Annotated in this window: 23 protein-coding genes; 9 read left to right on the top strand and 14 right to left on the bottom strand. The window is 72.0% G+C overall.

Going from position 1 to position 26,219, the window contains the following annotated elements; all coding sequences use genetic code 11:
- The first annotated feature begins 249 nt into the window (after window positions 1-249).
- Window positions 250-1,494 (top strand): RNA polymerase sigma factor, encoded by a 1,245-nt coding sequence (locus NH339_RS06780; protein WP_083516350.1) that lies wholly within the window; start codon window positions 250-252, stop codon window positions 1,492-1,494.
- Window positions 1,495-1,585: 91 nt separating this feature from the next.
- Here NH339_RS06780 and NH339_RS06775 read toward each other — a convergent pair whose 3' ends face one another.
- The 6 genes from NH339_RS06775 to NH339_RS06750 all read right to left on the bottom strand — a co-directional run bounded on the left by NH339_RS06775 (window position 1,586) and on the right by NH339_RS06750 (window position 5,580).
- Window positions 1,586-2,098 carry a hypothetical protein gene (locus NH339_RS06775; RefSeq protein WP_253023747.1) on the bottom strand — a complete coding sequence of 171 codons (513 nt, stop codon included), beginning with the start codon at window positions 2,096-2,098 and terminating at the stop codon, window positions 1,586-1,588.
- A 9-nt stretch (window positions 2,099-2,107) separates the two neighbouring features.
- Complete coding sequence (locus tag NH339_RS18820; RefSeq protein WP_253023745.1) at window positions 2,108-3,937, bottom strand: alpha/beta hydrolase; 1,830 nt, start codon at window positions 3,935-3,937, stop codon at window positions 2,108-2,110.
- Between the two features lies 1 nt (window position 3,938).
- Complete coding sequence (locus NH339_RS06765) at window positions 3,939-4,400, bottom strand: hypothetical protein (RefSeq protein WP_253023743.1); 462 nt, start codon at window positions 4,398-4,400, stop codon at window positions 3,939-3,941.
- Window positions 4,397-4,918 (bottom strand): hypothetical protein, encoded by a 522-nt coding sequence (locus NH339_RS06760; protein ID WP_253023741.1) that lies wholly within the window; start codon window positions 4,916-4,918, stop codon window positions 4,397-4,399. Before NH339_RS06760 ends, NH339_RS06765 begins: the two co-directional genes overlap by 4 nt.
- A 72-nt stretch (window positions 4,919-4,990) precedes the next feature.
- Window positions 4,991-5,179 (bottom strand): DUF6458 family protein, encoded by a 189-nt coding sequence (locus NH339_RS06755; RefSeq protein ID WP_253023739.1) that lies wholly within the window; start codon window positions 5,177-5,179, stop codon window positions 4,991-4,993.
- Between the two features lie 173 nt (window positions 5,180-5,352).
- A complete protein-coding gene (locus NH339_RS06750; protein ID WP_253023737.1) occupies window positions 5,353-5,580 on the bottom strand; it encodes a hypothetical protein in 228 nt (75 codons plus the stop codon).
- 262 nt (window positions 5,581-5,842) lie between these two features.
- On the opposite strand from NH339_RS06750, the gene NH339_RS06745 reads away from it, so the two are divergent.
- Both NH339_RS06745 and NH339_RS06740 read left to right on the top strand, forming a co-directional pair.
- A complete protein-coding gene (locus NH339_RS06745; RefSeq protein ID WP_253023735.1) occupies window positions 5,843-7,897 on the top strand; it encodes a type IIA DNA topoisomerase subunit B in 2,055 nt (684 codons plus the stop codon).
- The gene (locus tag NH339_RS06740; RefSeq protein WP_253023733.1) at window positions 7,897-8,289 is read left to right on the top strand and encodes a hypothetical protein; all 393 of its coding nucleotides are present in this window, start codon (window positions 7,897-7,899) and stop codon (window positions 8,287-8,289) included. Before NH339_RS06745 ends, NH339_RS06740 begins: the two co-directional genes overlap by 1 nt.
- A gap of 72 nt (window positions 8,290-8,361) precedes the next feature.
- Here NH339_RS06740 and NH339_RS06735 read toward each other — a convergent pair whose 3' ends face one another.
- A complete protein-coding gene (locus NH339_RS06735; RefSeq protein WP_253023731.1) occupies window positions 8,362-8,601 on the bottom strand; it encodes a hypothetical protein in 240 nt (79 codons plus the stop codon).
- A 165-nt stretch (window positions 8,602-8,766) separates the two neighbouring features.
- On the opposite strand from NH339_RS06735, the gene NH339_RS06730 reads away from it, so the two are divergent.
- On the top strand, window positions 8,767-9,795 hold the full coding sequence (locus tag NH339_RS06730; protein ID WP_253023729.1) for a DUF1707 domain-containing protein: 1,029 nt from the start codon (window positions 8,767-8,769) through the stop codon (window positions 9,793-9,795).
- Window positions 9,796-9,842: 47 nt separating this feature from the next.
- Here NH339_RS06730 and NH339_RS06725 read toward each other — a convergent pair whose 3' ends face one another.
- From NH339_RS06725 to NH339_RS06710, 4 genes are read right to left on the bottom strand one after another with little or no spacing between them, the layout of a single operon-like run.
- Complete coding sequence (locus NH339_RS06725) at window positions 9,843-10,337, bottom strand: carbonic anhydrase (RefSeq protein ID WP_253023727.1); 495 nt, start codon at window positions 10,335-10,337, stop codon at window positions 9,843-9,845.
- The gene (locus NH339_RS06720; RefSeq protein ID WP_253023725.1) at window positions 10,334-12,118 is read right to left on the bottom strand and encodes an MFS transporter; all 1,785 of its coding nucleotides are present in this window, start codon (window positions 12,116-12,118) and stop codon (window positions 10,334-10,336) included. The genes NH339_RS06725 and NH339_RS06720 overlap by 4 nt, the downstream gene beginning before the upstream one ends.
- 3 nt (window positions 12,119-12,121) lie before the next feature.
- Window positions 12,122-12,871 carry an LppX_LprAFG lipoprotein gene (locus tag NH339_RS06715; RefSeq protein WP_253023723.1) on the bottom strand — a complete coding sequence of 250 codons (750 nt, stop codon included), beginning with the start codon at window positions 12,869-12,871 and terminating at the stop codon, window positions 12,122-12,124.
- 4 nt (window positions 12,872-12,875) lie between these two features.
- Window positions 12,876-15,344 carry a DNA topoisomerase (ATP-hydrolyzing) subunit A gene (locus tag NH339_RS06710; protein ID WP_253023721.1) on the bottom strand — a complete coding sequence of 823 codons (2,469 nt, stop codon included), beginning with the start codon at window positions 15,342-15,344 and terminating at the stop codon, window positions 12,876-12,878.
- A 171-nt stretch (window positions 15,345-15,515) separates the two neighbouring features.
- Between NH339_RS06710 and NH339_RS06705 the strand changes: the two genes are divergently transcribed.
- From NH339_RS06705 to NH339_RS06690, 4 genes are read left to right on the top strand one after another with little or no spacing between them, the layout of a single operon-like run.
- Window positions 15,516-18,218 (top strand): bifunctional GNAT family N-acetyltransferase/acetate--CoA ligase family protein, encoded by a 2,703-nt coding sequence (locus tag NH339_RS06705; RefSeq protein ID WP_253023719.1) that lies wholly within the window; start codon window positions 15,516-15,518, stop codon window positions 18,216-18,218.
- Window positions 18,218-18,790 carry a DUF5998 family protein gene (locus NH339_RS06700; RefSeq protein WP_253023717.1) on the top strand — a complete coding sequence of 191 codons (573 nt, stop codon included), beginning with the start codon at window positions 18,218-18,220 and terminating at the stop codon, window positions 18,788-18,790. Before NH339_RS06705 ends, NH339_RS06700 begins: the two co-directional genes overlap by 1 nt.
- Window positions 18,787-19,896: an alkaline phosphatase family protein gene (locus NH339_RS06695; RefSeq protein WP_253023715.1), complete on the top strand. Its 1,110-nt coding sequence runs from the start codon at window positions 18,787-18,789 to the stop codon at window positions 19,894-19,896. Before NH339_RS06700 ends, NH339_RS06695 begins: the two co-directional genes overlap by 4 nt.
- Window positions 19,897-19,917: 21 nt before the next feature.
- Window positions 19,918-20,571 carry a thymidine kinase gene (locus NH339_RS06690; protein ID WP_253023713.1) on the top strand — a complete coding sequence of 218 codons (654 nt, stop codon included), beginning with the start codon at window positions 19,918-19,920 and terminating at the stop codon, window positions 20,569-20,571.
- 11 nt (window positions 20,572-20,582) lie between these two features.
- On the opposite strand, the gene sepH is transcribed toward NH339_RS06690, so the two are convergent.
- Window positions 20,583-21,587: a septation protein SepH gene (sepH, locus tag NH339_RS06685; RefSeq protein WP_253023711.1), complete on the bottom strand. Its 1,005-nt coding sequence runs from the start codon at window positions 21,585-21,587 to the stop codon at window positions 20,583-20,585.
- A 103-nt stretch (window positions 21,588-21,690) separates the two neighbouring features.
- Between sepH and NH339_RS06680 the strand changes: the two genes are divergently transcribed.
- Window positions 21,691-22,311 (top strand): trimeric intracellular cation channel family protein, encoded by a 621-nt coding sequence (locus NH339_RS06680; RefSeq protein WP_253023709.1) that lies wholly within the window; start codon window positions 21,691-21,693, stop codon window positions 22,309-22,311.
- A gap of 4 nt (window positions 22,312-22,315) precedes the next feature.
- On the opposite strand, the gene NH339_RS06675 is transcribed toward NH339_RS06680, so the two are convergent.
- Both NH339_RS06675 and NH339_RS06670 read right to left on the bottom strand, forming a co-directional pair.
- On the bottom strand, window positions 22,316-25,762 hold the full coding sequence (locus NH339_RS06675) for a bifunctional proline dehydrogenase/L-glutamate gamma-semialdehyde dehydrogenase (protein WP_374208226.1): 3,447 nt from the start codon (window positions 25,760-25,762) through the stop codon (window positions 22,316-22,318).
- 1 nt (window position 25,763) lies between these two features.
- Window positions 25,764-26,219: MFS transporter (locus NH339_RS06670; protein ID WP_253023695.1), on the bottom strand; the 456-nt coding region annotated here is incomplete at its 5' end.

The following is a 26,219-nucleotide window of genomic DNA, read 5'->3' as shown; positions in this document are numbered from 1 at the left end:
TCCAGGGGGTCCGACCACGCCGGTTGTGTCCCCGTGGCACACTGGATCACGCAGAGGTTGACCGCAGGCCTCTTTGTTGCGCCCTCAGACAGGTCAGGGAGGTGAGTCCTCGGTGAGTTCCGTCCTCGGACGCAGGTGTCAGATCCTGCCGTCCCGCCACGTTGGAACCGTCGTCGACCTCCTCGCCGAGGCCGTCCGGGGTAGCGCGCAGCACGATCGTCCAGCCCACCCGCGAGATCAGAAGAGCCCGTGACGAAGACTTCCAAGAAGACCGCCGCCCCCGCTCCCGCGAAGAAGGCGCCGGTCAAGAAGACGGCCGCCAAGAAGGCGCCGGCCAAGAAGGCCGCGGCGAAGAAGACTGCCGACGCCCCCGTCGACATCGCCGACGCGCTCGACGTGCCGGAGGGTGGTCAGGCCGCGAAGGTCGACGCCCAGGGCAAGAAGGTCCTGCCCGACATCTCCGACGAGGAGTTCGTCAAGGACCTCAAGAACGACCCGACGCTGAAGGAGGACGAGGAGTCCAGCTTCACGCTGTCGGCGGCCGACGAGTCCGACGAGCCGGTGCAGCAGGTGCTCGTCGCCGGCGCCACGGCCGACCCGGTCAAGGACTACCTCAAGCAGATCGGCAAGGTCTCCCTGCTCACCGCCGGTGAGGAGGTCGAGCTCGCCAAGCGGATCGAGGCCGGCCTGTTCGCCGAGGAGAAGCTCGGCAAGGGCGGCCGCATCTCCGAGAAGACGCGCGAGGAGCTCGACTGGATCGTCGTCGACGGTCGTCGGGCGAAGAACCACCTGCTCGAGGCCAACCTGCGTCTGGTCGTGTCGCTCGCGAAGCGCTACACCGGCCGCGGCATGCTCTTCCTCGACCTGATCCAGGAGGGCAACCTGGGCCTGATCCGTGCGGTCGAGAAGTTCGACTACACCAAGGGCTTCAAGTTCTCCACGTACGCGACCTGGTGGATCCGCCAGGCGATCACCCGCGCCATGGCCGACCAGGCCCGCACCATCCGCATCCCGGTGCACATGGTCGAGGTCATCAACAAGCTGGCCCGTGTGCAGCGCCAGATGCTGCAGGACCTGGGCCGCGAGCCCACCCCGGAGGAGCTGGCGCTCGAGCTGGACATGACGCCGGAGAAGGTCGTCGAGGTCCAGAAGTACGGTCGCGAGCCGATCTCGCTGCACACGCCCCTCGGCGAGGACGGCGACAGCGAGTTCGGCGACCTCATCGAGGACTCCGAGGCGATCGTCCCGGCCGACGCCGTGTCGTTCACGCTCCTGCAGGAGCAGCTGCACGCGGTGCTCGACACGCTCAGCGAGCGCGAGTCCGGCGTCGTCTCGATGCGCTTCGGCCTGACCGACGGCCAGCCGAAGACCCTCGACGAGATCGGCAAGGTCTACGGCGTCACGCGTGAGCGCATCCGCCAGATCGAGTCCAAGACGATGAGCAAGCTGCGTCACCCGTCCCGCTCGCAGGTGCTGCGCGACTACCTGGACTGACGCCCAGCGCGACGCACGACGACGGCCCGCCCCGAGCATCCTCGGGGCGGGCCGTCGTCGTTGCTATGTGAAAAGCGGCGGCGGACCCTCGTCACGACGGGGGAGCGACGCCGAGGTCGTCCTTCGGCTGGTCGGTCAGTCGGCGGATCTCGTCCTTCGGCACGTCGAGGCACCGGCTGCGCACCGACAGGTTCATCCCGGCCGCGCCGTACTGGGCGCGCAGCGTCAGCCCGTCCTTGCGGCCCTCGAGCGTGTCGGCGCCGGCCTCCTTGACGCTCCAGCCCTGGGCCTCGGCCTGCTCGCGGACGACGGCGCCGTACTTCGAGGGGGGCACGTTGCTCTGGGTGACGGCGATCTCCGCGACGTACTGGGCTCCGTTCGGGCTCGGTTCCTGACCGCAGATCGCCCACCGACCTGCGCCCGTGCTGGTGTACCCCAGAGCCTCCACACCCTGCCCGATCGCCTCGAACGTCGTGGACGCGGCGGTGCGGGTCTTCTCCGCGGTGCGCTGGGCGTCTGGCGCGTCGTCGCCGGCCCCCTCGCCTCCGCACCCGAACAGGCTGGCCATCATCACGACTCCCACCACGATCCTCGAACGTCTCATCCTGACCTCTCAGTCGAAGGGGTTCAGCCAGCTGCCGGCGTCCTTCGCCCGGTCCCAGGTCCAGCCTGCCGCGTCGGCGACCTGCCCGCCCGTCCACTCGACGCCGTTCCAGATCTGCTCGCCCCCGGACACGACGGAGCTGCCGACGACGAGGGTGTCGAGCGTCTGGTAGCTGCCGAGCGTGCGTCCGTCGACCTCGTCAGGGGTCTGGCCGGCCACCACGTCGGCCATCGCGTCCAACGACGTCGAGCCCTCGTTGAAGTACGACGAGTGGTTCTCGAAGAGGTCCTGGACCCGGTAGGAGCCCGGATCGACCTCGAAGCGGTGCGCGCCGAAGTCGGCCTGGGCCGGGTCGTGACCGAGAGCGCCGATCGCGGGGGAGCCCAGCAGCGTGACCGGGTCGTAGTCGGCCGAGCCGACGAACAGGTGACCCTCCGGCATCAGGTCGGTCGCGGTGTCGGCCGACCCGGTGCCGGGGCTGCCGATGAGCACCATGTCGTCGACCTGCAGGTCGTTGTCGGTGGCGGCGTGCGAGACGGTCGTCGACCCGTAGCTGTGGCCGATCGCCGTGAAATGGGCGTCGGGACCCTGGTCGCTCGCTCGCATGCCGTCCACGAAGTCGGCGAAGCGCTCCCCGCCGTCCGTGGCCTTGCCCTGTCCGGCGACCTGCAGGAAGTCCCACGGGTCGTCCGTGAGGCCTTCGCCGCTGCTCGGGGCGTCGTAGTCGATCCACGTGATCGCGGCGACCGACCGGTCGCCGTTCTTCCCGTCGGCCAGCTGCATGAGCCGGTCCATCGACTCGACGTTGCCGCTCAGCGACGTCGCCTCGCTGGTCAGGCCCGGGACGAAGGACGTCACGTCGTCCGCGGTGTCGGGGTTGCCGAGGCTCATGGCGACGCCACCGTCGCCGTTGAAGGCGTCGGGCCGGTAGACGAGCAGGAACGCCTGGTTCTCGCCGGTCTCGGGGTCGATCCGGTCCTGGTAGTCGTCGAGGGTGTCGCGGGCGTCCTCGGCGTTCATCAGCTGCTGGCGCTCGAGGTCGGTCAGCTGGCCGTCGTCGCGGCGCTGGGTGAGGTAGTCGATGTCGCTGAGCATCGAGGTGCGGTTCGCCTCGTCGCGCACCTCGCTGGGCACCCCACCGGCATTCCCGACGAGCTGGGGCGAGTGCATCACGAGAGCAGCGACCTGCTCGGGGCTCAGACCACTCCACCAGTCGGCGACAGCCTCGGGGTCGCCGCTGTCGACCTTCTGTTGCAGCTGGTCCGCCAGCGCGGCGGCATCGGCGCGGTTCGGGGCCGACGCTGCCGACTGACCCTCGGCGACGGTGTCGACACCTTGCAGGCCGGCGATCACGGTCTGCTCGGCCGACTCCTGGTCCCGGTTCCACGCGTCGACGTCGGCCTGGAGGGCCGTGGCCTCGCGCTCGAGGTTGGCCGACCTCTGGACGAGCGCCTCCTGAGCGGTCGCGTCGTCCTTGTCCGACGCGGCGACGTCGGCGTCGTAGGTGTCGATGCGGCCGTTGAGCTCCGAGACCCTCTCGACCAGGTCGATGCGCCGTGAGCTGAGCGTCTGCAGGGTGTCGTCGAACGCGTCGAGCACGGTGACCGCCCGCACGAACGCCGCGGACGCGGCATCCAGGCGAGCGGACAACGCCGTGAACTCGTTCGCGGCGGCCTGCGAGGCGTCGCCGGTCCACGAGGCGGGCGTCCCCTGCGACGCCATCGACTCCTGTGCGTCACTCATGCTCTCGCCGGTGGCGCGGACCCCGCTGGTGGCCGAGGCGGCGGCCGCCGACGTGGTGCGCAGGGGGTCGGGCTGGCTGACTCGGACGAGCGCCACGTCAGTCACCTCCCGTGGGGCTCGGCGACGGCGTCGGCGACGGGCCAGGGGAGGGCTGAGGCGTGGCGGGGGTCGAGTCGCTCGGCGGAGGGGGCGACGGACTCGGGCCGGGGGACGGGGTCGGCATCGGCGGCGGACCACCGTCGGGGTCGATCGTGCTGTCGCGGTAGGACCACGGCATCAGCGACCTGATGCGCTGGTACGCGGCGTCGTCGACCGACGAGTAGGTCGCGGCGGCGTCGTCGAGGGACTCCGCATGAGCCTGCGCGGTCGTCGCGACGTCCTTGACCTCGTCGACCCACGCCTCGCGGAACGTCTCGAAGGCGGCTGCGACGTTGGGCGCCATGGGGGCCCCGGTCGTACCGTGCAGGCGTCGCCACGCACCGTCCAACCCGTCGGCCGCGCCGTCCCAGACCCTGGCCGCGGCGGTGATGGCGTTCCAGTCCGCCTCGACGCTGCTCATCGCTCGGCCTTGAGGGTCGCGAGGTCGTCGGCGCGCACCGGCACGACGGGGCCGGCCAGGAGGAGCTGCGTCGCTGCAGCGCCGCTACGGACGTCGAGGTCGATCCAGCCGTTCGTGGACATGAGGTGCGGCCGCGCCTCGTCACCGCTCGCCGCGACCTCCCACCCGCGATCCTGCAGCGCGCGGGCGAGGGCGCGGAGCGTGACCATGGCCCGGGGGCCGGCCAGACCACGCAGCGCCTTCTCGTTGAGGTAGGCGTGACCCCCGTCGGCCGCGCGCCAGAGACGGGTCGGAGCAGGCGTGTCCGGCGGCAGCAGGTGACGGATCGACCCGTACGCGTCGTCGACGCCCCGCTCGATCTTGCGCGCCTCGTCGAGGCTGATCGCGTCGTCCGGCTCCGCCGCGGGAGGGTCGAGCGGGGAGCGGCCGGTCAGGAGCACCAGGTCGACGTCGGGATGACGCCGACGCACGACACCCCAGAAAGGATCCTGGGCCACCGGCCCCTCCCCGACACTCATGTCGATGACGTTAGCAACGTGTTCGTGTTGCTGACCACCCCGTCGCGACGAGCGTCGCGATCAGCGGGCCAGTCAGCGGGGCGGGGGCACGTCGCGACGCGTGCGCGTGCCGAGGATCAGCGACAGCACCAGACCGAGCGCGCCGACCGCGATGAGGATGTAGCCGACCATCGTCAGGTCGACGCCGCTGATGCGGTCCTGGACGGCGAAGGACAGGATCGCGCCGACCGCCAGCAGGAAGAGCGAGGTACCGATCTGCATGAGGACTCCTCGGACAGTGGTCGACGCGGTGCCGACCTGGTGCGGCGAGCGTGGCACGCGCCGACCCGCCCCGCACCTCCAGACGACGAGAGCCCCCGCCGCAGTGCGGCGGGGGGCTCTCGGGCGAAGCCTGTCTCGGACCTCGGTGCCTGTCTCAGATCTCGGTGCTTGTCTCAGATCTCGGTGTCGGGGGCCGAGGCCGGGACGCCGGCGAGGCGGCCCGTCTCGTCGTGGATCGACACGGCGATCTCACGCAGCTTGTCCTCGTGCTCTCGGGCGTGGTGCGCGCAGAAGAGCAGCTCGGTTCCGCCGGCGAGCTCGACGCGGACGTACGCCTGTGCTCCACACCGGTCACAACGGTCGGTCGCGTTCAGACCGGGAAGCTCGGCGACTGCAGCCATGATGTTCTCTCTTCCTCAGCGGCGTCGGGGGTACGTCTGTCACAACATCCAACCACGGCGGCCTGTTCCGCACAGGTCCAGGTGACATACGACATAGATACTGCCCAGCGGGGTCAAACGCCCGGACGCACGTCGGCGTGCCGCGTGTCAGACGGGTCACCGGGGGACCGCTGACTAGGCTGGCGGAGGGGACGTCCCAGGCCTGTCTTCGCGGTCGACCGGCGCCCTGACCATCACCACTTCTTCCCTGGAGGTCCTGGACGTGTCGACCTACGACGCTCGCAACCTGCTCGTCCTCGAGGGGCTCGAGGCCGTGCGCAAGCGTCCGGGCATGTACATCGGCTCCACCGACACGCGCGGTCTCATGCACTGCCTGTGGGAGATCATCGACAACTCCGTCGACGAGGCCCTCGCGGGGCACTGCGACCGCATCGACGTCGTCCTGCACGCCGACGGCTCCGTCGAGGTGCGCGACAACGGTCGCGGCGTGCCCGTCGACATCGAGCCGAAGACCGGCCTCACCGGCGTCGAGGTGGTCTACACCAAGCTCCACGCCGGCGGGAAGTTCGGCGGTGGCTCCTACAACGCGACCGGTGGCCTGCACGGTGTCGGCGCCTCGGTCGTCAACGCGCTCTCCTCGCGCCTGGACGTCGAGGTCGACAAGTCCGGAGCCACGTGGTCGATGTCGTTCCGGCGGGGCGAGCCCGGGGTCTTCGCCGGCGACGGCCCCGCCGCGGACTTCACGCCCGACAACACCCTGCGCAAGGGCGGCCGGGTGAAGAAGACCGTCACGGGCACCCGGGTCCGCTACTGGGCCGACCCGCAGATCTTCATCAAGAGCGCGACGTTCGCCTACGACGAGCTCGTCAACCGCGCGCGTCAGACCTCGTTCCTGGTGCCCGGCCTGCAGATCGTGCTGCGTGACGAGCGGGGCGAGGAGCCGGTCGAGGAGTCGTTCAAGCACGACGGCGGCATCACCGAGTACTGCGACTTCCTGGCGTCCGACGAGCCGGTCAGCGAGGTGCTCCGCCTGCAGGGCGAGGGCTCGTTCACCGAGACCGTGCCCGTGCTCGACAGCAAGGGTCACATGACGCCGCAGGAGGTCGAGCGTGAGCTGGGCGTGGACGTCGCCCTGCGCTGGGGCACCGGCTACGAGACCGAGCTGCGCTCGTTCGTCAACATCATCGCGACCCCGAAGGGCGGCACCCACGTCCAGGGCTTCGAGCGCGGCGTCACCAAGACGTTCAACGACACCCTGCGGAACACGCGGCTGCTGAAGTCGGGCGACGCGGACATCGTCAAGGACGACGTGCTCGAGGGCATCACCGCCGTCGTGACCGTGCGGCTCGCCGAGCCGCAGTTCGAGGGACAGACCAAGGAGGTGCTCGGGACCCCCGCCGTCACGCGCATCGTCAACCAGGTCGTCTCCCGCGAGCTCAAGGCGTTCCTGACGTCGACCAAGGCGGCCGAGAAGGCCAAGGCACGGCAGGTCATGGAGAAGGTGGTCGCGGCGTCGCGGACCCGTCTCATGGCACGCCAGCAGCGCGACAACCAGCGTCGCAAGAACGCCCTCGAGTCCAGCGCCCTGCCGGCCAAGCTGGCCGACTGCCGCGCGGGCGACGCCGAGCGCACCGAGCTGTTCATCGTCGAGGGCGACTCGGCGCTCGGCACGGCGAAGTCGGCGCGCGACTCGGAGTTCCAGGCGCTGCTGCCGATCCGCGGCAAGATCCTGAACGTCCAGAAGGCCAGCGTCGGCGACATGCTCAAGAACGTCGAGTGCTCCTCGATCATCCAGGTCGTGGGCGCCGGGTCCGGACGCACGTTCGACCTCGACCAGGCTCGCTACGGCCGGATCATCTTCATGGCCGACGCCGACTCCGACGGCGCCCACATCCGCTGCCTGCTCGCCACCCTCTTCTTCCGCTACATGCGCCCGCTCGTCGAGCAGGGTCGCGTGTTCTCGGCCGTGCCGCCGCTGCACCGCATCGAGCTGACGAACCCGAAGAAGGGGCAGGACAAGTACCAGTACACCTACTCCGACGCGGAGCTCCAGCGCACGCTGGCGGACCTGAAGCGGCGCAACGTCCGCTGGAAGGACCCCATCCAGCGCTACAAGGGCCTGGGTGAGATGGACGCCGACCAGCTGGCGGAGACCACCATGGACCCCCGCCACCGCACGCTGCGCCGGCTCACCGTGGACGACGCCGAGCAGGCCGCGGCGGTCTTCGAGCTGCTCATGGGCAACGAGGTCGCGCCGCGCAAGGAGTTCATCGTGCAGAGCGCCTACGACGTCGACTCCGACCTGATCGACGCCTGATGGGCGGTGGGCTCCGCGATCCGACGACGGCTGAACGGGCCCTGCTGGATGCTCTGCTGAGCTTCGACTTCGAGGGCGTTGAGGCGTTGCGAGTCCAGGCTGCGGGGCTCAAGGTGTCGGACGGTTGCACCTGCGGCTGCGGAACGATCAACTTGTTCCCGTCCGATGCTCATCCGCCGTTGTCGGATGCCCGTAGCCCGGTGCCTGCCGAAGGACGGGTGGTCAATGGGGCAGGAGAAGACGTCGGTGGCCTGCTGCTGTTCCTGGAGCAGGGACGTCTCAGTTCACTCGAGGTCTACTCGTACGACGAACCGCTCGCGTTGCCCGAACCCGATCACGTGATCTGGGACGGAGCGGCCGCCGGTGGTGACGGTCGTGCGTCGACCTCGTGAGCCCGTCGTTCAGAGAAACGGACGGGGCGCGAGGATCCTGGAAGGAGCCGCCGTCGGACCGGGGGTTCGTGCCTAGAACTCGTGAAGCAGCGATCCCGTCGAGTCGAACGTTCTGGCTCGGCCGGGTCCACAGATCGACACTCCGCCAGCCCAGTAGACGAGCTCGACGTCATCGGTTGCACCAGCGTCGAGCTCGACGAACATCGCCTCCGAACCGACGAGGTCGTACGTCATACCCCAAGGCTCGATCATGAGTGTGAAGGGGGCGCCGTCGTCGGCCTGGAACCTGACCCGGATGCTGCGGCTGGTCATGTCGCAAACCAACCAGGCGCAGGGCAGATGTCAAGGCGTTGCCTCCGAGCCCGGTGACTCGTCCCGTGCAGGGCTGACGGGCCGGGTCGCCCCACCGGGCCACCGGGTGGGGGGGCGGGGGGGGGGGGGCCCAATGATTCCCGCCCCCGCCGCTACGCTGCCGCCGTGAGCGACATCAGCGACCCGAGCGGCGCCGGCCGCGGCGACCGTCGGCGGGCACGCCGGATGGTGGACGAGGCGTACGCGGAGGGTCGCATCACGGCAGCCGACCGGACCCTGCGCCTCGAGCAGATCGACGCCGCGTCCACCAAGGGCGACCTCGCGATGGTCCTGCGCGACCTTGAGAGCCGCCCGTCGACGACGACCTCACCGGACCTGGCCGCGCCGCCCTTCGGGATGCCGCCCCCGGTCACGGACCTGGACCCGGTCGCACCGCGCAACCGGCAGGCTCCCTCGACACCGTCGTCGCCGCCACCCGGGGCGGCCCCGCCGGCCGAGACGACCCCGCCCGCCTCGACCGGAGGTGGGCCGACCTGGGCGCCGCCCTCCTACGGCGGCTCGGTGTCGGGAAGCGCGTCCGGCCCGCGGGCCGGCGGCGGGTGGACGACGGAGCGCAAGATCGGCTGCGGCGTCATCGCGGTCATCGCGATCTTCCTCGTCCCGCTCGTCGTCGCGCTCGTCGTGTTCCTCGGGGTCGCCCGGTCCTTCGACGGCGGCTTCGACTCCGGCTCCTCCGACGACGTCGGGCTCGCGGACGACGGCTACACCGTGAAGGACGGCGTGACGGTGCCTGATGCCGCCACGTGGTGGGACCTGCAGGTCGCGGACCTCGACGACGACGCCGGGACGGCGACCGTCACGACGTACGACGTGCGCGACGGCGGCGGCGTCGCCACGGTCGTCGACGGCACGACCGCCCGTCAGTGGGTCTTCAGAGGGGTCGAGTGGGAGCCGCTGGGCGAGCCGACCAGGCTCGACCCGGCGACGTCGCCCGTCGACCTGGCCGACGTGGCTCCGACCGTGGTCCAGGACGTCGTGGAGGCCACGCTGCTCGAGGTGGGACCCGACGCGTCGCCGGACGTGCAGGTGCACGTCGTCACGAGCGGTGCCGACCCGAGACTGGTCGTCGACGTCACCGACGGCTCCACGACCACGCGCGGCGTCTTCACCCTCGACGGCACCCGGCTCGACTGACCACGGCCGCGGACACCGTGCCGTCGGGCGCGAGGGCAGCGGTCGCGTCAGACGACCTGCTCGAGCAGGCCGGTGTCGACGTCGTAGATGAAGCCGCCGACCTCGACGCTCTCGGGGATGAGCGGGTGCGACGTCACGCGATGCACGTCGGCGCGGATCTGGCGCTTCTGGTCCGAGATGGGCCCGATCGACATCCAGGTGGCGTCGGTGCCGGTGCTGTCGGAGACTCTCTGGTGGATCTGCTCCTCGGTGGAGGAGGCCATCGCGCAGCGCGTGTGCTCGACGACGAGCACGCGCTTCACCTGCAGCAGGTGCGAGCCGAGGACCAGAGCCACGAGTTCCTGGTCGTTGACGCGACCGCCGGGGTTGCGCAGGATCTTGGCGTCTCCGGGCTGGAGACCGATCATGCCGAGAGGGTCGATGCGCGAGTCCATGCACGTCACCATGGCGACGCCGGCACGTGCGATGCCGTCGAAGCCGGTGAGCGAGAAGGAGTCGGCGAAGGTCCGGTTGGCTGCGAGAAGGTCGTCGAAGTCCGTCACACCGGCATCCTACCGCCGGTGTTTCGTGCCCGCCTGTTAGGTGCCTCACGCAACAACCACAGCGCGAGGATCGCTGCGACCGCAGCGCACACGGCTGCCCCGACGAACACCGCGTGCAGCTGGGCGATCCCGGCGTCGCGCACCTCGTCGCGGTAGGCCCGGCACAGCTGGACGGCGCCCGAGCAGACCTCGGACGCCGGGGGGATCTTCTCCGAGGCCGCGTAGAAGGCGCGCAGGCCGACCGTCGTGAGTGCGGAGATGCCGATCAGCATGCCCACCATGCGCGCCACGATGAGCAGGGCGCTCGCGACCCCGTGCACCGCGTCGCCGGTGTGCTCGAGCAGCACCGCGTTCACCGGGGCGATCGCCAGGCCGAACCCGAGACCTGCCGCGACCAGGGAGAGGGTCTCCCACCCGCTCGCGAGCGACTGCGCGTCCCACGTGGCCATGTGCAGGAAGGCCAGCGCGCTCATGAGCATCGCCGCGGCGGTGATCCAGGCGGCGGGCACCCGACGCAGCAGCCAGCCACCCAGCACGGCCCCGACCGGCAGGGCCACGAGGAACCGGACGAGCACGAGCGCGGCGTCGAGCTGGGAGTCGCGGTAGACGGTGAGGCGTGCGAAGAACGGGATGTCGACGAGCGCCGCGATGAGGGAGGCGCCGATCACGAACGAGACCACCAGGGCACCCCAGGCGGGGCGGGCCGCCAGGGCTCCGCGCGGCACGAGCGGCGTGGCGGCGGTCCGCTGCCGGTAGGCGAAGCCCGCCGCGGCCACCGCGGCCACCGGCAGCAGCCAGGGAGCAGCGGGCGAGATCGCGCCGGACTCGGGCTCGGCCGAGGCGAAGGTGACGATGACGGCGGCGAGTGCCAGCGTGAGGAGACCCGCGCCCACCAGGTCGGTGCTGCGCGCGACCTCGCCCCAGGTGCGCCACTGCACGAGTGGACGTCGGGCCGTGGCCTGTCGCAGCAGCAGGAGCGCCGCGAGCGCGTAGGTGACCAGGGCGACCGGTGTCAGCCAGCGCGAGTCGCCGGTGACCGGCAGGAAGGCCAGGCCCGAGGTGACGCCGGTGACGAGCCGCTGGGGCTCCAGCATCACGAGCGACAGGCCGAGCAGGGAGAGGGCGAGGAGGCCGGCGCCGAGCAGGTCGGGCCGGCCACGGTCGGCTGCCGCGCCATCCTCCGAGGCCGGGGCCGCGTCGCGCAGTCGCAGCATCACCGCGGCGAGCAGCAGGCCGACGGCGGCGTTCAGCCAGAAGATGTCGCGCCACGACCCGAACGCCAGCACCACCGCGCCGTACAGCGGGCCGAGGACGCTGCCCAGCTCCTGCACGGCACCCACGACCCCCAGAGGAAGACCGCGCCGCTTCGGGGGCCACAGGTCGGCGACCAGGGCGAGGGTCGGGGGGATCAGCCCGCCGCCCCCGACACCCTGCAGCAGACGTCCCGCGACGATGGTCTCGAGGTCGTACGCCGCGGCGGTCACCAGCGACCCGACGGCGAAGACGACCAGCGACCCCAGCAGCACCGGCACCCGACCGCGCAGGTCGGAGATCCGTCCGATGAGCGGCAGCACCCCGACGTAGCCGAGCAGGAAGCCCGAGACGATCGGGGCCGCGCGCTGGAGCTCGTCGACGTCGAGGCCGCTCGCCGACATCATGTCGGGCAGCGCGAGCACGACGACGTAGGTGTCGGCCGCCGCGAACGCGATGGCCACCGCGGCGAGGCCGAGCAGGGTGCGTGAGGCCAGCCGCACGGTGCCGGTGTCGCCGGGCTCCGCCACGGGTCAGCGGCCGCCGGTCGCGGCAGGGGCCGTGATCTCGACCGGCTCGTCCGACGTGGCGAGCCTGACCGTGTAGGTGACCTTCGAGCCCTCGCCGTAGAACGGGCCGGTCATCTTCGCGTCACGCAGCTCGTCGTCGTCGGTCAGCCGGTACGTCACCGCGAACGTCCCCTGCCGCGACGCGGACGGGATGATGTCGGCCACCACCGAGCCGGGCAGCGTGCCGGTGACGGAGGTGAGCACGTCGCGGCCGTCGCGGGACTGGTCGCCCGACTTCAGGTCCTCGGTGGAGGCGAGGATGCTCGTGAGGCCGGAGTCGGGGTCGAGGAGGCCCGCCGGGTCGGGTGCCTTGAGCGACGCCGGGTCGATCGTGAGGTAGCCCGGGGTGAGACCCGTGTCGGCGTAGACGGTGCCGTCCACCGCGATCACCTTCGCGGTGAGTGTGGCACCGCCGGAGGAGACCTTCACGTCGCCCTCGAAGGCGGGGGAGTGGTTGCCCTTCCCCTTCGCGGAGAGCAGACCCGACACGCCGTCCGGAACCGACGACGTGGTCAGCGAGACGTCGACCGTCTCGGCATCGTCGATGGTCTTCTTGGCCGCGTCGAGCCGCTTCTGCACGGCAGCGGTGTCGGTGGAGCCGCCGTCGTCACCGCCGCCCGTGCAGCCGGCGAGCAGCACGGCGAGGACGAGCGCGACGGGCAGCAGGGCGGCCCGGAGCGGGGACGTGGACGCGGTTCGGGTGAGAGGGCGCACCCCGTCAGTCTCGCACGACCTGGAGTCCCGGCAGGTGTGCCGCGGGCGACGCGGCGGCCAGCACGGGCTGGGCCACGGGCACGCCGGACCCGTCACGGCGCGGGTCCACCGCCGGCAGGTCGACGGGCGATCCGCTGGTGGCGCATGCGAGCGGGAGGCCGTCGCCGACCCAGGCCAGGATCAGCCCGTCCTCGCCCTTGAGGAGACGCTGGCAGCGCACCCCTCCGGTCGCGCGCCCCTTCGCCGGGAAGGCCGAGAGGGGGGTGACCTTGGCTGCGCCCGTCTGGGTCCCGGGCAGGGCGTCGCCGGAGCCGGCGATGGTGAGGACGTGCGCGCCGTCGACGTCGCTGACGACGCCGAAGCCGACCACGCGTTGTCCGGGCGCGACCTTGACGCCCGCGACGCCACCGCCGCCGCGTCCCTGGGGTCGCACCAGCCCGGCGTCGAAGCGCAGGAGCTGCGCGTCGGACGTGACGAAGACCAGCTGCTCCTCGCCCGTCGCGAGCGGCGCGGCCCCGACCACGACGTCGCCGTCGGCGAGGCTGACGACCTCCCACGCGTCGCGGCTGAGCACGTGGTCGGGCTTGACGCGCTTGACGACGCCCGCGCGGGTGCCCAGGGCGATCCCCGGGCCGTCGTCGGACAGCGACATCAGGGTTACCGGCGCGGCAGGGGTGGACAGCAGCTCGCGGAGCGGGATCCCGCCCTGCACGTGCGGGGCCGACGCGGTCGGCGGCAGCGCGGGGATGTCGAGGACGTCGAGCCGGTGGACCACGCCGTCCTGCGTCACGAGGCCGACCTGCCCGCGCGCCGTCGTGGCGACCGCGGAGACGATCACGTCGTGCTTCGCGCGGTTCCCGACGTCGCCGAAGGGTGTCGCGTCGGTGGTGCGGGCCAGCAGCCCGGTCGCCGACAGCAGCACGAAGCACGGGTCGTCGGCGACCTCGAGCGACGCCGTGGCGGTGACGGTCTGGCCCGCGGACTCCAGGAGGACGGTGCGACGCGGCGTGCCGAAGCTCTGGGCGACCTCGGCGAGCTCGTCGGAGACGACGCCGCGCAGGACGGTGTCGTCGCCGAGGATCTCCTCGAGCTGCTCGATGGTGGCGCGCAGCTCGTCGGCCTCCTTCTCCAGCTCCAGGCGGGAGAAGCGGGTGAGGCTGCCGAGCGTCCGGTCGAGGATGAAGTCGGCCTGCGCCTCGCTGAGGTCGAACACGCCCATCAGGCGGGTACGGGCCTCACCGCGGTTGTCGCTGCTGCGGACGAGCTGGATGACCTCGTCGATGTCGACGATCGCCACGAGCAGGCCCTCGACGAGGTGCAGCCGGTCGGCCGCCTTCGCCCGGCGGAACTCGCTGCGCCGGCGCACGACCTGGAACCGGTGGCCGAGGTAGACCTCGAGCATCTGCTTGAGGCCCAGGGTGCGGGGCTGCCCGTCGACGAGGGCCACTGCGTTGATCGAGAACGAGGACTCCATCGGCGTCTGCTTGAAGAGCTGCTCGAGCAGCGCCTCGGGCACGATGCCGTTCTTCACCTCGATGACGAGGTGCAGGCCCTTGTGGCGGTCGGTCAGGTTCTTGATGTCGGAGATGCCCTGCAGCTTCTTGGCCTGCACGAGCTTCTTGATCGCTTCGACGACCTTCTCCGTGCCGACGTTGTAGGGCAGCTCGGTGACGACGATGCCCTTGCGGCGCGGCGTGATGTTCTCGATCCGGGTGGTCGCACGCATGCGGAACGAGCCGTTGCCGGTCGCGTAGGCGTCGCGGATGCCGTCGAGGCCGACGATCTTGCCGCCGGTGGGCAGATCGGGCCCGGGCACGAACCGCATCAGGTCGTCGAGGTCGGCGTCCGGGTGCTCGATCAGGTGGCGCAGGGCCTGCACGACCTCGACGAGGTTGTGCGGCGCGATGTTGGTGGCCATGCCGACGGCGATCCCGGACGCTCCGTTGACGAGCAGGTTCGGCAGCGACGCCGGCAGGACGCTCGGCTCGAGCTCGCGGCCGTCGTAGTTGGGGCGGAAGTCGACGGTGTCCTCGTCGATCGAGGCGGTCATCGCCTCCGCAGCGGCGTCCATGCGGCACTCGGTGTAACGCATCGCGGCCGGCGGGTCGTCCGGCGAGCCGAAGTTGCCGTGCCCGTCGACGAGGGGCAACCGCATCGACCACGACTGCACGAGCCGCACGAGGGCGTCGTAGATCGCGCCGTCGCCGTGCGGGTGGAGCCGACCCATGACCTCACCGACGACGCGGGCGCTCTTGACGTGGCCGCGGTCGCTGCGCAGGCCCATGTCGTCCATCGTGAAGAGCGTGCGGCGCTGCACGGGCTTGAGGCCGTCGCGCGCGTCGGGGATGGCCCGCGAGTAGATCACCGAGTACGCGTACTCGATGTAGCTGGCATTCATCTCGTCCGTGATGTCGGTGTCGATGATGTGCTCGTCGAACTCCTCAGGGGGGCTCGGGGTGCTGCTGCGGGCCATGGATCCTCTCTTGGCTCACGGGGGTCGCCGACGGTGGGCGGCTGGGCGTGACCTCCTGATTCTCCCGGTCGCCGCGTCGCGGGCGCAGGCGCCACGCCGCCAGGGTGCCCGTGGCCCCGCCCACGCCGCTCCCTCGCCACCGGGCGTCCGCGAGGGCGGTAGGTTGGGGCCGTGACGTCCGAGGCCCCGAATCCGCCCGCCGAGCGCGCCCGGGTGTGGGAGGCGGACGTGCTCCTTAAGGACGGTCGGGTCGCGCAGCTGCGGCCGATCACGCCCGAGGACACCGACGCGTTCGTCGCCTTCTACTCCCGGGTCTCCGACGAGTCCAAGTACTACCGCTTCTTCGCGCCGTACCCGACGCTGTCCGCGCGCGACGTCGAGCGGTTCACCCACGTCGACCTCGACCGTCGCGTCGCGTTCGTGCTCACGCTGCACGACGACATCATCGGGGTCGGACGCTACGACGCCACCAGCGACGACGAGGCCGAGGTCGCGTTCCTGGTCGAGGACGCGCACCAGGGCCGCGGGGTCGGGCAGCTGCTCCTCGAGCACCTCGCCCAGGCAGGCCGCGAGCGCGGCATCAAGCGGTTCACGGCCGACGTGCTGCCGAGCAACAACCGCATGCTGCAGGTCTTCCGCGAGATGGGCTACTCCGTCGAGGGCGTCGTCGAGGACGGCGTGCAGCAGCTCTCGTTCCGCATCGACCCCACCGACTCCGCCGTGGGCGTGATGCGCTCGCGCGAGCAGCGCGCCGAGGCGGCCTCGATCGAGCGCATCTTCGCCGCGCGCAGCATCGCCGTGGTCGGCGCGAGCCGCCGCCAGCGCTCGATCGGCCAGACCATCGTGCGCAACCTCGTGCTGGGGGACTACCAGGGCAGCGTGTACGCCGTGAACAGCCAGGCCGAGGCCGTGTCGGGGCTGCCGGCGTTCAAGAGCGTCAAGGACATCCCGCACGAGGTCGACCTCGCGATCGTGGCCGTGCCGGCCGAGTCGGTCAACGACGTCGTGCTCGACTGCGCCGCCAAGGGCGTGCACGGGCTCGTCGTCATCTCGGCCGGCTTCGCCGAGGAGGGCCCGGAGGGCCGCCAGCGCCAGCGCACCCTGCTCGACCTGTCCCGCTCCTACGGCCTGCGCCTCGTCGGCCCCAACTGCCTCGGCGTCATCAACACCGCGCCGGCGGTCCAGCTGAACGCCTCGCTCTCCACCGCCATGCCCCCACAGGGTCGCGTCGGCTTCTTCTGCCAGTCCGGTGCGCTGGGCACGGCGATCCTGGAGTCGGTGTCGCGCCGCGGCCTCGGTCTCTCGACCTTCGTCTCCGCCGGCAACCGCGCCGACGTCTCCGGCAACGACCTCCTCCAGTACTGGCAGGAGGACGACGACACCGAGGTCGTGCTGCTCTACCTCGAGTCCATCGGCAACCCGCGCAAGTTCTCGCGCATCGCGCGCCGCGTCTCGGAGTCCAAGCCGGTCGTCGCCGTGAAGTCGGGTCGCTCGACGCAGGGCGTCCCGGTCGGCCACGCCGTCAAGCGCAGCACCGCGCCGCAGGCGGCCGTCGACGCCATGTTCCGCCAAGCGGGCGTCGTGCAGGTCGACACGCTCGAGGAGATGTTCGACGTCGGGCAGCTCGTCGCGCACCAGCCGCTGCCGCGTGGCAACCGGATCTGCGTCGTCGGCAACTCCGACGCCATGGGGCTGCTGGTCGCCGACGCGGCCACCGCCACCGGCCTGCAGGTCGCCGACTCCGTGCCGCTCGGTGCCGACGCCGGCGCGGACGACTTCGAGGTCGCGATCGAGACGGCGCTCGCGTCCGACGACATCGACGCGCTCATGGTGGTCTACATCCCGCCGCTCAACACCTCCGGCGAGGAGGTCGCGAACGTGCTGGCGTCGATCGGGGAGCAGTCCGACAAGCCGATCGTGTCGACGTTCCTCGGCACCGAGGGCATCCCCGAGCTGCTGCGCGTCCCCGACGTGCAGGGCGGCTCGGCCGGACGCGGCTCGGTCCCGTCGTACCCGGCCCCGGAGTCGGCGGTCCGCGCCCTGGCCCGCGTGGTCACGTACGCCGAGTGGGCCGCCCGTGACCACGGCGAGTTCCGGGCGCACACCGACATCCGCACGGGCGACGCCCGTGCGCTCGTGCGCGACGTCCTCTCGCACGCACCGCGGGGCGCGATCCTGTCGACGGAGCAGGTGCACGCGCTGCTCGCCTGCTACGGCATCGACCTCTGGACGTGGATCAACGTGCACGACCCGGAGGAGGCCATCGCCGCGGCCGAGCAGCTGGGCTGGGACGTCGTCCTCAAGGCCGGCAGCGAGCACCTGCGGGCGCGCCCCGACCTCGCGCACGTCTGGCGCAACATCCAGGACCGCCAGGACATGACCGAGGCGTGGGACCAGCTGACCTCCTGGCCCGGCATGCGCGCCGACACGCGGTTCTTCGTGCAGCGGTCGGCGCCCGCGGGCATCCCGCTGTCGTTCACGGTCACCGAGGACGCCCTCTTCGGCCCGCTCGTGTCGTTCGGCCTGGCCGGCGCGTCGAGCGAGCTGCTCGGCGACCGCGCCTACGGCATCCCGCCGCTCACCGACGTCGACGCGGAGTCGATGATCCAGGACCTGCGGTCGGCACCCCTGCTGTACGGGTACCGCGGGTCGGAGCCGGTCGACACCGCCGCCATCCAGGACGTCATCCTGCGCCTGGCGGCCCTTAAGGACGACCTCCCCGAGGTGGCCGAGCTCGACCTCGAGCCGGTGCTGGTCCACGAGGGCGGGCTCACGGCACTCAGCGCGCGCGCCAAGATCGTGCCCGCCACCGACCGGCGCGAGGAGCGGTACGTGCGGCGACTCAGCACCCCCAGCAGGGATACGCTGGCCTGATGCGACGCGAGCGCCCCGCCGGCCCGAGCTCGGACGTCTTCACCGAGATCGCCCGCAGCGGCTACTACCCCGACATCGTCACCGCCGGTCTCCGTGACGCCCTCGCCGACGAGGACGTCCTCGCGCACGTCGTGCACCACGAGCCGACGTTCGAGCGCGACGAGATCCGCCGTCACATGACCGTCCTCGTGATGACGCCGTCGCGTGTCGTCCTCGTGCACACCGACGAGCACCCGCCGGACGACCTGCTCCCGAAGCCCTACACGTCGACCACGAGCGAGGCGGTGTCGATCCACCGCATCCGGTCGGTCGTCGTCACCCGCATGGTCGCGACGTCGGGCAAGCTCGAGGAGGCCGTGGTCACGATCGGGTGGGGCGCGGTGTCGCACCTCGACCTCGAGCCCGCGCAGTGCAGCGACCCCGACTGCGACGCCGACCACGGCTACACCGGCAACCTGACGGGCGACGACTTCTCGCTGCGGCTCAGCTCCGCGGCCGACGGTGGCGCCGCGGTGGAGCGTCTGCTCGAGTTCGCGCGGCGGCTCTCGGCCGCCACGAGCGGCACCGCATGAGTCGACCCGGACCTGCGGGCCGCCACGGCCTGCACGAGGTCATGACGTCCGCAGCGGCCGTCGTCGCCGGACCCGACCTCGGCTTCCACGACACGCTCGGCCTTCCCGACGCACGTCGCTACGTCGTGCTCCTCGTCGACGGGATGGGGGAGCAGCTGCTGCGCGAGCACGCGCACCTCGCGCCGTTCCTGTCGTCCCTGCCCTCGGTCCCCGACGTCGTCTGCGGCGTGCCGTCGACGACCGTCACGAGCCTCACGTCGCTCGGCACCGGGTTGCGCGCGGGCGCGCACGGCGTCGTCGGCTACACCTCGCGGGTGCCCGAGACCGGCCGCCGGTTCAACGCCCTCGCCTGGGACCAGCCGGTCGACGCCCTCCAGTGGCAGCGCCACCCCACCGTCCTGCAGCGTCTCCACGAGGCGGGACTGAATGCCGCCAGTGTCAACGAGTCGCGCTTCGAGGGCTCGGGGCTCACGCTCTGCAGCCAGCGTGGCGCGCCGTTCCACGGCGTCGGCTCGGTGTGGGAGCGCCTCGACGTCGTCGCAGACGTCGCCGAGGACGCTGACCGCTCGTTGGTCTACGCCTACGAGTCGCGACTCGACCACGCGGGCCACGCGCACGGCTCGACGTCGCAGGAGTGGCGCGACGTGCTGGTCACGGTCGACCGCGAGACGGCGCAGCTGCGCGACCTCCTGCCCGACGACACCGTGCTGCTCGTGACCGCCGACCACGGCATGGTCGACCTCCCGGCCGAGGGTCGGTTCGACGTCGCCGACCGTCCCGACCTGCTCGACGGGGTCGACCTCCTCGCCGGGGAGGCGCGGTTCCGGCACCTGTACACGGCCCGTCAGGAGCGCGAGGCCGTCGCCGAGCGCTGGCGGGCGGCCTGCGGCGACCGGGCGGTGGTGCGGACCCGCGACGAGCTCGACGACTGGTTCGGCCCCCTGGCTCCGCAGGTCGCCGGACGGGTCGGCGACGTCGTCGTCGCGTCGCTCGGCGACTTCGGCGTCTTCAGCACCGACGACTTCCCGCTCGAGATGCGCATGAAGGGCTTCCACGGGTCGGTCACGGAGGCCGAGCTGCGGATCCCCGTGCTGCTCGCGACCTGACCCGGCTGGGAGGATGAGCCCGTGGCCGACCTGATCTTCTACTCCGGCACGATGGACTGCGGCAAGAGCACCCTCGCCCTGCAGCTCGACCACAACCACCGCGCACGCGGTCGGGTCGGACGCGTCTTCGCCTCGCACGACCGCGCCGGCGAGGCGACGCTCTCCAGCCGCCTCGGCCTGTCGGTGCCTGCCACCGAGGTCGAGGAGCACCTGCACTTCTGGGAGCACGTCGTCGACGAGCTGACCCGCGGCGGACGCATCGACTACCTGGTGTGCGACGAGGCGCAGTTCTACACGCCTGAGCAGGTCGAGCAGCTCGCCAAGATCGCCGACGAGCTCGACATCGACGTGTTCTGCTTCGGCATCCTCACCGACTTCCGCACGCGGCTCTTCCCTGGCGCCGCCCGACTGGTCGAGCTCGCCGACCGGGTCCTGCCGCTGCAGGTCGAGGCGCTGTGCTGGTGTGGGGAGCGCGCCACGCACAACGCCCGCACGGAGGACGGCGTGATGGTCACCGAGGGCGAGGTCATCGTCGTCGGCGACGTCGACGACCCGGACCGGCCGACCCCGTCGGTCGGCTACGAGGTGCTGTGCCGACGTCACCACCGCCGGCGCATGACCGCGGCGACGGCGAAGGCCGCGGCGCTCTCGCCCGACGTCCTGCCGTTCCCCTGAGGGACGGGCGGCTACTCCGGGCGGCCGCCGAACATGATCTCGTCCCAGCTCGGCACCCGCCGACGCTCAGGACGCTTCTTGCCCCGCGGGGCGACGGTGTCGGGGACGGCCACGTGCTCCTCGACGTCGTCCTCGGCCTGCGCGACCTCCGGCTCGGACGCCTCGGACGCGGGCTCGTCACGTCGCGGGGTCTCGTCACGACGCTGGGCAGGGCGCGCGGGCTCCGGCGTCGGCTCGTCGGTGAGGGAGAGCTGCTCCATGGCCCGACGGTCGCGGGCCTCCTTGAGCGAGTGCACGAGGGCGTGGGGTGCCTCGTCGGGCAGGTGCACGAGCAGCTGCTCCTCCGGCTCTGCCTCGGGGGTGGTCGGCTCCTCGACCCGCTCCTCGTCGGCACGCAGCGCGTCGGCGATGGCCATGTCGGTCGCCTCCGGTGCGGCGACGTCGCCCACGAGGAGGCGGGCGGCCTCGTCGTCGGGCAGGACGTAACGGCTCTTGGCGTCGAAGCAGAAGCGGGCCGGCTCGAGCGCGTCGGGCGCGAAGACCTGCACGGTCCAGCGACCGTCCTCGCGTCGCCACGCGTCCCACGCGGCCTCCTCGGGCACGCCGCCCTGGGCCGCGACGCTCTCGTCGACGGCCGTGCCGAGCAGCACGCCCGGTCCGGCGGCGTGGCGGCGACGGATCGTCGTGGTGCGGGCCTGCTCGGCCATGTAGGCGCGCTCGGCGAGCACCGGGGTCGCGAAGCCCTCGATCTGCTCGGTGGGCACGCCGGCGGACTCGGCGACCTGGTCGGGGGACTCGCCGCGACGGATCCGGGTCTGGATCTCGCGCGGGGTGAGGCTGCTCTCCATCGTGATCTCCATCTGGCCGTGGGCACGGCCCCGGGCACGGGGGGAGGCCTCGACGAGGGCGGCGAGCCGCCGGTCGACGGGGACGCGGAACAGCTCCGGTCGACCGGGCTCGCGCAGGACGAGGTACCGTCCGTCGTCGCTGAGCCGATCGGGGCCGAGTTCGCGCATCGAGCGTCCTCCCACTGGTTGCACCGCCATCGTAGGCGGCCGTCGGGGCCCTGCTGCGGCGACACGCTCGCCCGCCGCCAGGGCGACGTCCTAGGCTCTCGGTGTGCCCGAGGTGTGGATCGTGACGCTCGACCTGGTCGGGATCGCGGTGTTCGCGTGCACGGGCGCGATCGTCGCCGTGCGCAAGGAGCTCGACGTCTTCGGCGCCGCGGTGCTGGGACTCGTGACGGGCCTCGGCGGCGGGGTGCTGCGCGACGTGCTCATCGGCGCGGTGCCCCCGGCGGCCCTGCTGGACTGGCGCTACCTGCTCGTGCCGGCCGTCGCGTCGGTGGTGGTCTTCGTCTTCCACCCGACGTTCGGACGCCGCGAGTCGCAGATCACCGTGCTCGACGCGGTGGGAGCGGCGGTGTTCTGCGTAGCCGGCGGGGTCAAGGCCGCGGAGTACGGGCTCGGGGTCCTGCCCGCGGCCCTGCTGGGCATGGTCACCGCGATCGGCGGCGGCATCGTGCGCGACGTGCTCGCCGGCCGGGTGCCGGTGATCTTCCGCGAGGAGCTGTACGCGACCCCGGCGTTCGCGGGTGCGCTGCTCGCCGTCCTCGCGCACGGAGCCGGACTCGGCTGGTGGGCGTACGTCGGCGCCGGGGCGCTCTGCGTCGGCTGGCGCCTCCTGGCCCTCTGGCGGGGCTGGCGAGCACCCCTGCCGCCGGGCCTGCAGCAGGGCTGAGAGGTCAGGAGCGGGGCAGCACGCGGTCGAACGCGGGGTCGTGGTTGCCGAAGCGGTGCGCCGTGATCGTGACGGCCTGCTCGCGCACGAACGGCAGCAGCTCCACCCGCCCGGACCACGTGACCTCGTCGGCGTGCACGGCGACGTCGGGGTCGCCCTCGACGGCCTCCGCGAGCGGTCGGGCGAGGGACGGGTCGAGCAGGCGCACCACGCCCGGCCTCTCGCCGGCCATCCGACGCAGCCAGGCCTGCGCGTCCTCGACGACGTGGTCGTCGGCGAGGCCGTCGGGCAGCGGCACGGGGGAGGAGACCGTGACGGTCGCGCCCGAGCGTCGGGCGGCGAGCAGCACGCGGGCAGCCAGGACGAGGTCGTCGCCCAGCCGCACGTGGACGCTGCCGGGGCGGTACCGGAACACGTTGCGCTCCACACCCAGACCGGTGACGTCCTTCTCGCGGCCGAACTCCCGCTGCCAGGCCACCTCGTCGGAGCCAGCCGCGGCACGCAGCTGGGCCAGCGGGTCCTGGAGCACGTGCGGCGCGACCGCGTCGAGGAGCGCACCGACCTCGGGCGCGAGCGTCACGTCGTCGGGCACGTGGCGCAGGGGGCGACGGTGCCAGGTGCCGAGGTGGCAGAGGTAGTTGGGCCCGCCGGCCTTGCTCGTCGCGCCGACCTTCGACCGCTTCCAGCCGCCGAACGGCTGACGCTGCACGATCGCGCCGGTGATGCCGCGGTTCACGTACAGGTTCCCGGCCTCCACGGTCTCGAGCCAGCGGTTGACCTCGTCGGGGTCGAGGGAGTGGATGCCCGCGGTGAGGCCGAAGTCGGTGGCGTTCTGCCAGGAGATCGCCTCGTCGAGGTCGGCGGCGTGCATGAGCCCGAGCACCGGGCCGAAGTACTCGGTGCGGTGGTAGGTGCTGCCCGGCTGGACGCCGACCTTGACGCCGGGCGACCAGAGCCGTCCGGTCTCGTCGAGACGACGAGGCTGGACGAGCCACTCCTCGCCCTCGCCGAGCACGGTGAGCGCGTCGAGCAGCTTGCCCGACGGCGCCTCGACGACGGGTCCGACCGAGACGTCGGGGTCGTCCGGCCAGCCCACCTTCAACGACGTGACCGCGTCGACGAGCTGGCGACGGAACCGCTCGGACGTGGCGACGGAGCCCACCAGGATGCCGAGGCTGGCGGCGGAGCACTTCTGCCCGGCGTGCCCGAAGGCGCTCTTCACGAGGTCGGCGACCGCGAGGTCGAGGTCGGCGCTGGGCGTCACGACGAGCGCGTTCTTCCCGCTCGTCTCGGCCATGAGCGGCAGGTCGGGCCGCCAGGACCGGAACAGGGCGGCCGTCTCCCACGAGCCGGTGAGGATGACCCGGTCGACCGACCGGTGGGACACCAGCGCCTTGCTGAGCTCGCCCTCCTCCAGCGTGACGTAGCGCAGCACGTCGCGCGGCACGCCTCCCTGCCAGAGCGCCTCGACCATCACGGCCGCGCAGCGGGGGCTCTGCGGCGCGGGCTTGATGACGACGGCGCTGCCGGCGGCGAGCGCCGAGACGACCGAGCCGCAGGGGATGGCGACCGGGAAGTTCCACGGCGGCGTCACGACGGTGAGGGCGACCGGCTCGAACCGTGCCCCGTCGACCACCTCGAGCCGACGCGCCGACTCGGCGTAGTAGTGGGCGAAGTCGATCGCCTCGCTCACCTCGACGTCGGCCTCGGCGATCGTCTTGCCGGTCTCCGCGGCCATGACGGCGACCAGGTCGCCGCGTCGGGTCTCGAGCGCCGCTGCCGCCTGGTGCAGGATCCAGGCGCGCACCTCGGCGCCCCGAGCAGCCCAGTCGCGCCCGGCCTCGCGGGCACCGACCACGAGGGTCTCGAGCGAGGCCGGACCGTGCACCCGGTTGGTCTCGATGGTCGACAGCCCGACCTGCGTGTACGTGGAGCGCGAGAGCGCCTGGCGTCCCCACACGCGGTTGCCCGCGGTGGACGGGTCGGTGTCGGGGGTGTTGGAGAAGCCGTCGGTGTGCGCGTGCACGTGGTGGTCGGTCGCGTCGGTACGGCGGTCCTGCACGCGGTGCGGCGGGGGCACGACGTCGTCGAGGGCCTTGACGGAGTCGAGGAACCGGCTCGCCTCCCGCTCGAAGGCCTCGGGGTCGTCGGCGAGGTCGAAGGCGGCCGACATGAAGTTCTCGGGGCTGGCGTTCTCCTCGAGCCTGCGCACCAGGTAGGAGATCGCGACGTCGAACTCGTCGGGGTGCACGACGGGCGTGTACAGCAGCAGCGCACCGACGTCGTCGCGGACCGCGGCGACCGGGCCGGCGTCCATGCCGAGCAGCATCTCGACGTCGACCGCGTCGCGCACGCCGCGGTCGCCGGCCAGCAGCCAGGCGTACGCGACGTCGAACAGGTTCTGGCCGGCGACGCCGATGCGGACCGCGTCGACCCGCTCGGGCGTCAGCGCCCAGCGCAGCACCCGCTTGTAGTGGGTGTCGGTCTCCTGCTTGGTGCCCCAGGTGGCCAACGGCCAGCCGTGGACGGCCGCGTCGACGCGCTCCATGGCGAGGTTGGCGCCCTTGACGACGCGGACCTTGATGGCGGCGCCACCGGCCTCGCGTCGGGCCCGGGCCCAGCCCTGCAGGCGCTGCATCGCGGAGAGCGCGTCGGGCAGGTAGGCCTGCAGCACGATCCCCGCCTCCAGCTGCGGGTGCGCCTCCAGCACCCGGGTGAACACGGCCACGGTGAGGTCGAGGTCGCGGTACTCCTCCATGTCGAGGTTGATGAACGAGCCACGCTCGGCGGCCACCTCGTACAACGGCTCCAGCCGCTCGACGACCCGGTCGACGGTCTCGTCGAAGGCCCACATCGACAGCTGGCTGGCCACCGCCGAGACCTTGACCGACACGTAGTCGACGTCGTCGCGGCGCAGCAGCTCGAGGGTGCGGTCGCGGCGGCGTACCGCCTCCGCCTCGCCCAGCACGGCCTCGCCGAGCAGGTTGAGGTTGAGCCGGTCGTCGCGTCGGCGCAGCGTGGCGATGGTGCGTCCGAGCTTCTCGGGACGTGCGTCGACCACCAGGTGGCCGACCATGCGGCGCAGCGTGGCCCGCGCCGTCCTGACCACCAGGCCCGGCATGACCACCGACACGACGGCGCCGAGGCGCAGCAGGAACCGCTGGGTCCAGGGCAGGAACGTCGGCAGCGAACGCGCCAGGTCGCGCAGGTTGCGGGCCGCGACGTCGACGTCCTCCGGGCGGACGACGCGGTCGACGAAGCCGATCGTGAAGTCCAGACCGGCCGGGTCCTTCAGCAGCGTCGCCAGGCGACGAGCGGCAGGGTCGCTGCGCCGCCGACCGGCGGTGGAGACCCACCGTCGCACGAGCGCGACGGCTCGCTCGTCCAGCGGGGCGTCGTCGAGCAGGGCGTCGGGGGGTGGTGCGGCGGAGGTGCTCATCTCCCGGGACAGCCTAGTCCGCGACGGCACCGGGCACGAGGGCGCGGTCGGGTCGGGGCGGTGGTCGGAACCACCAGGCGACGACCGCCGCCGCGAGCCCCGCCACGAGGGGCACGGCGAACCCCGCGGAGGCACCGAACCGGTCCACGACGGCGCCCGCGACGGCGGCCCCGGGAGCGACCCCGACGGCGAGACCGGTGCTCGTCCAGGTGAGCGCCTCGGTGAGCCGGGCGGGCGGGACGTACTCCTCGACGACGCTCGTCGCGGCGATCATCGTCGGGGAGATCATCACGCCCGCCAGGAAGAGCCCGGCCGTGAGCCACGCGGTGGTGGGCGCGAGGAGCAGCGGCGCGAACAGCAGGCCCAGGACGAGGACCGTCCACCGCAGCCGCACGACGGCGTCGGCGGGCGCGGGCAGCGCCCCGACGACGACGCCGGCGAGCAGGCTCCCGGCCGCCCAGACGGCCAG

This window comes from Aeromicrobium sp. CnD17-E, assembly GCF_024124745.1.
Classification (GTDB): Bacteria; Actinomycetota; Actinomycetes; order Propionibacteriales; family Nocardioidaceae; genus Aeromicrobium.
The sequence above is the reverse complement of the archived record's forward strand: the minus strand, read 5'-3'. Positions and strand labels throughout refer to the sequence as shown.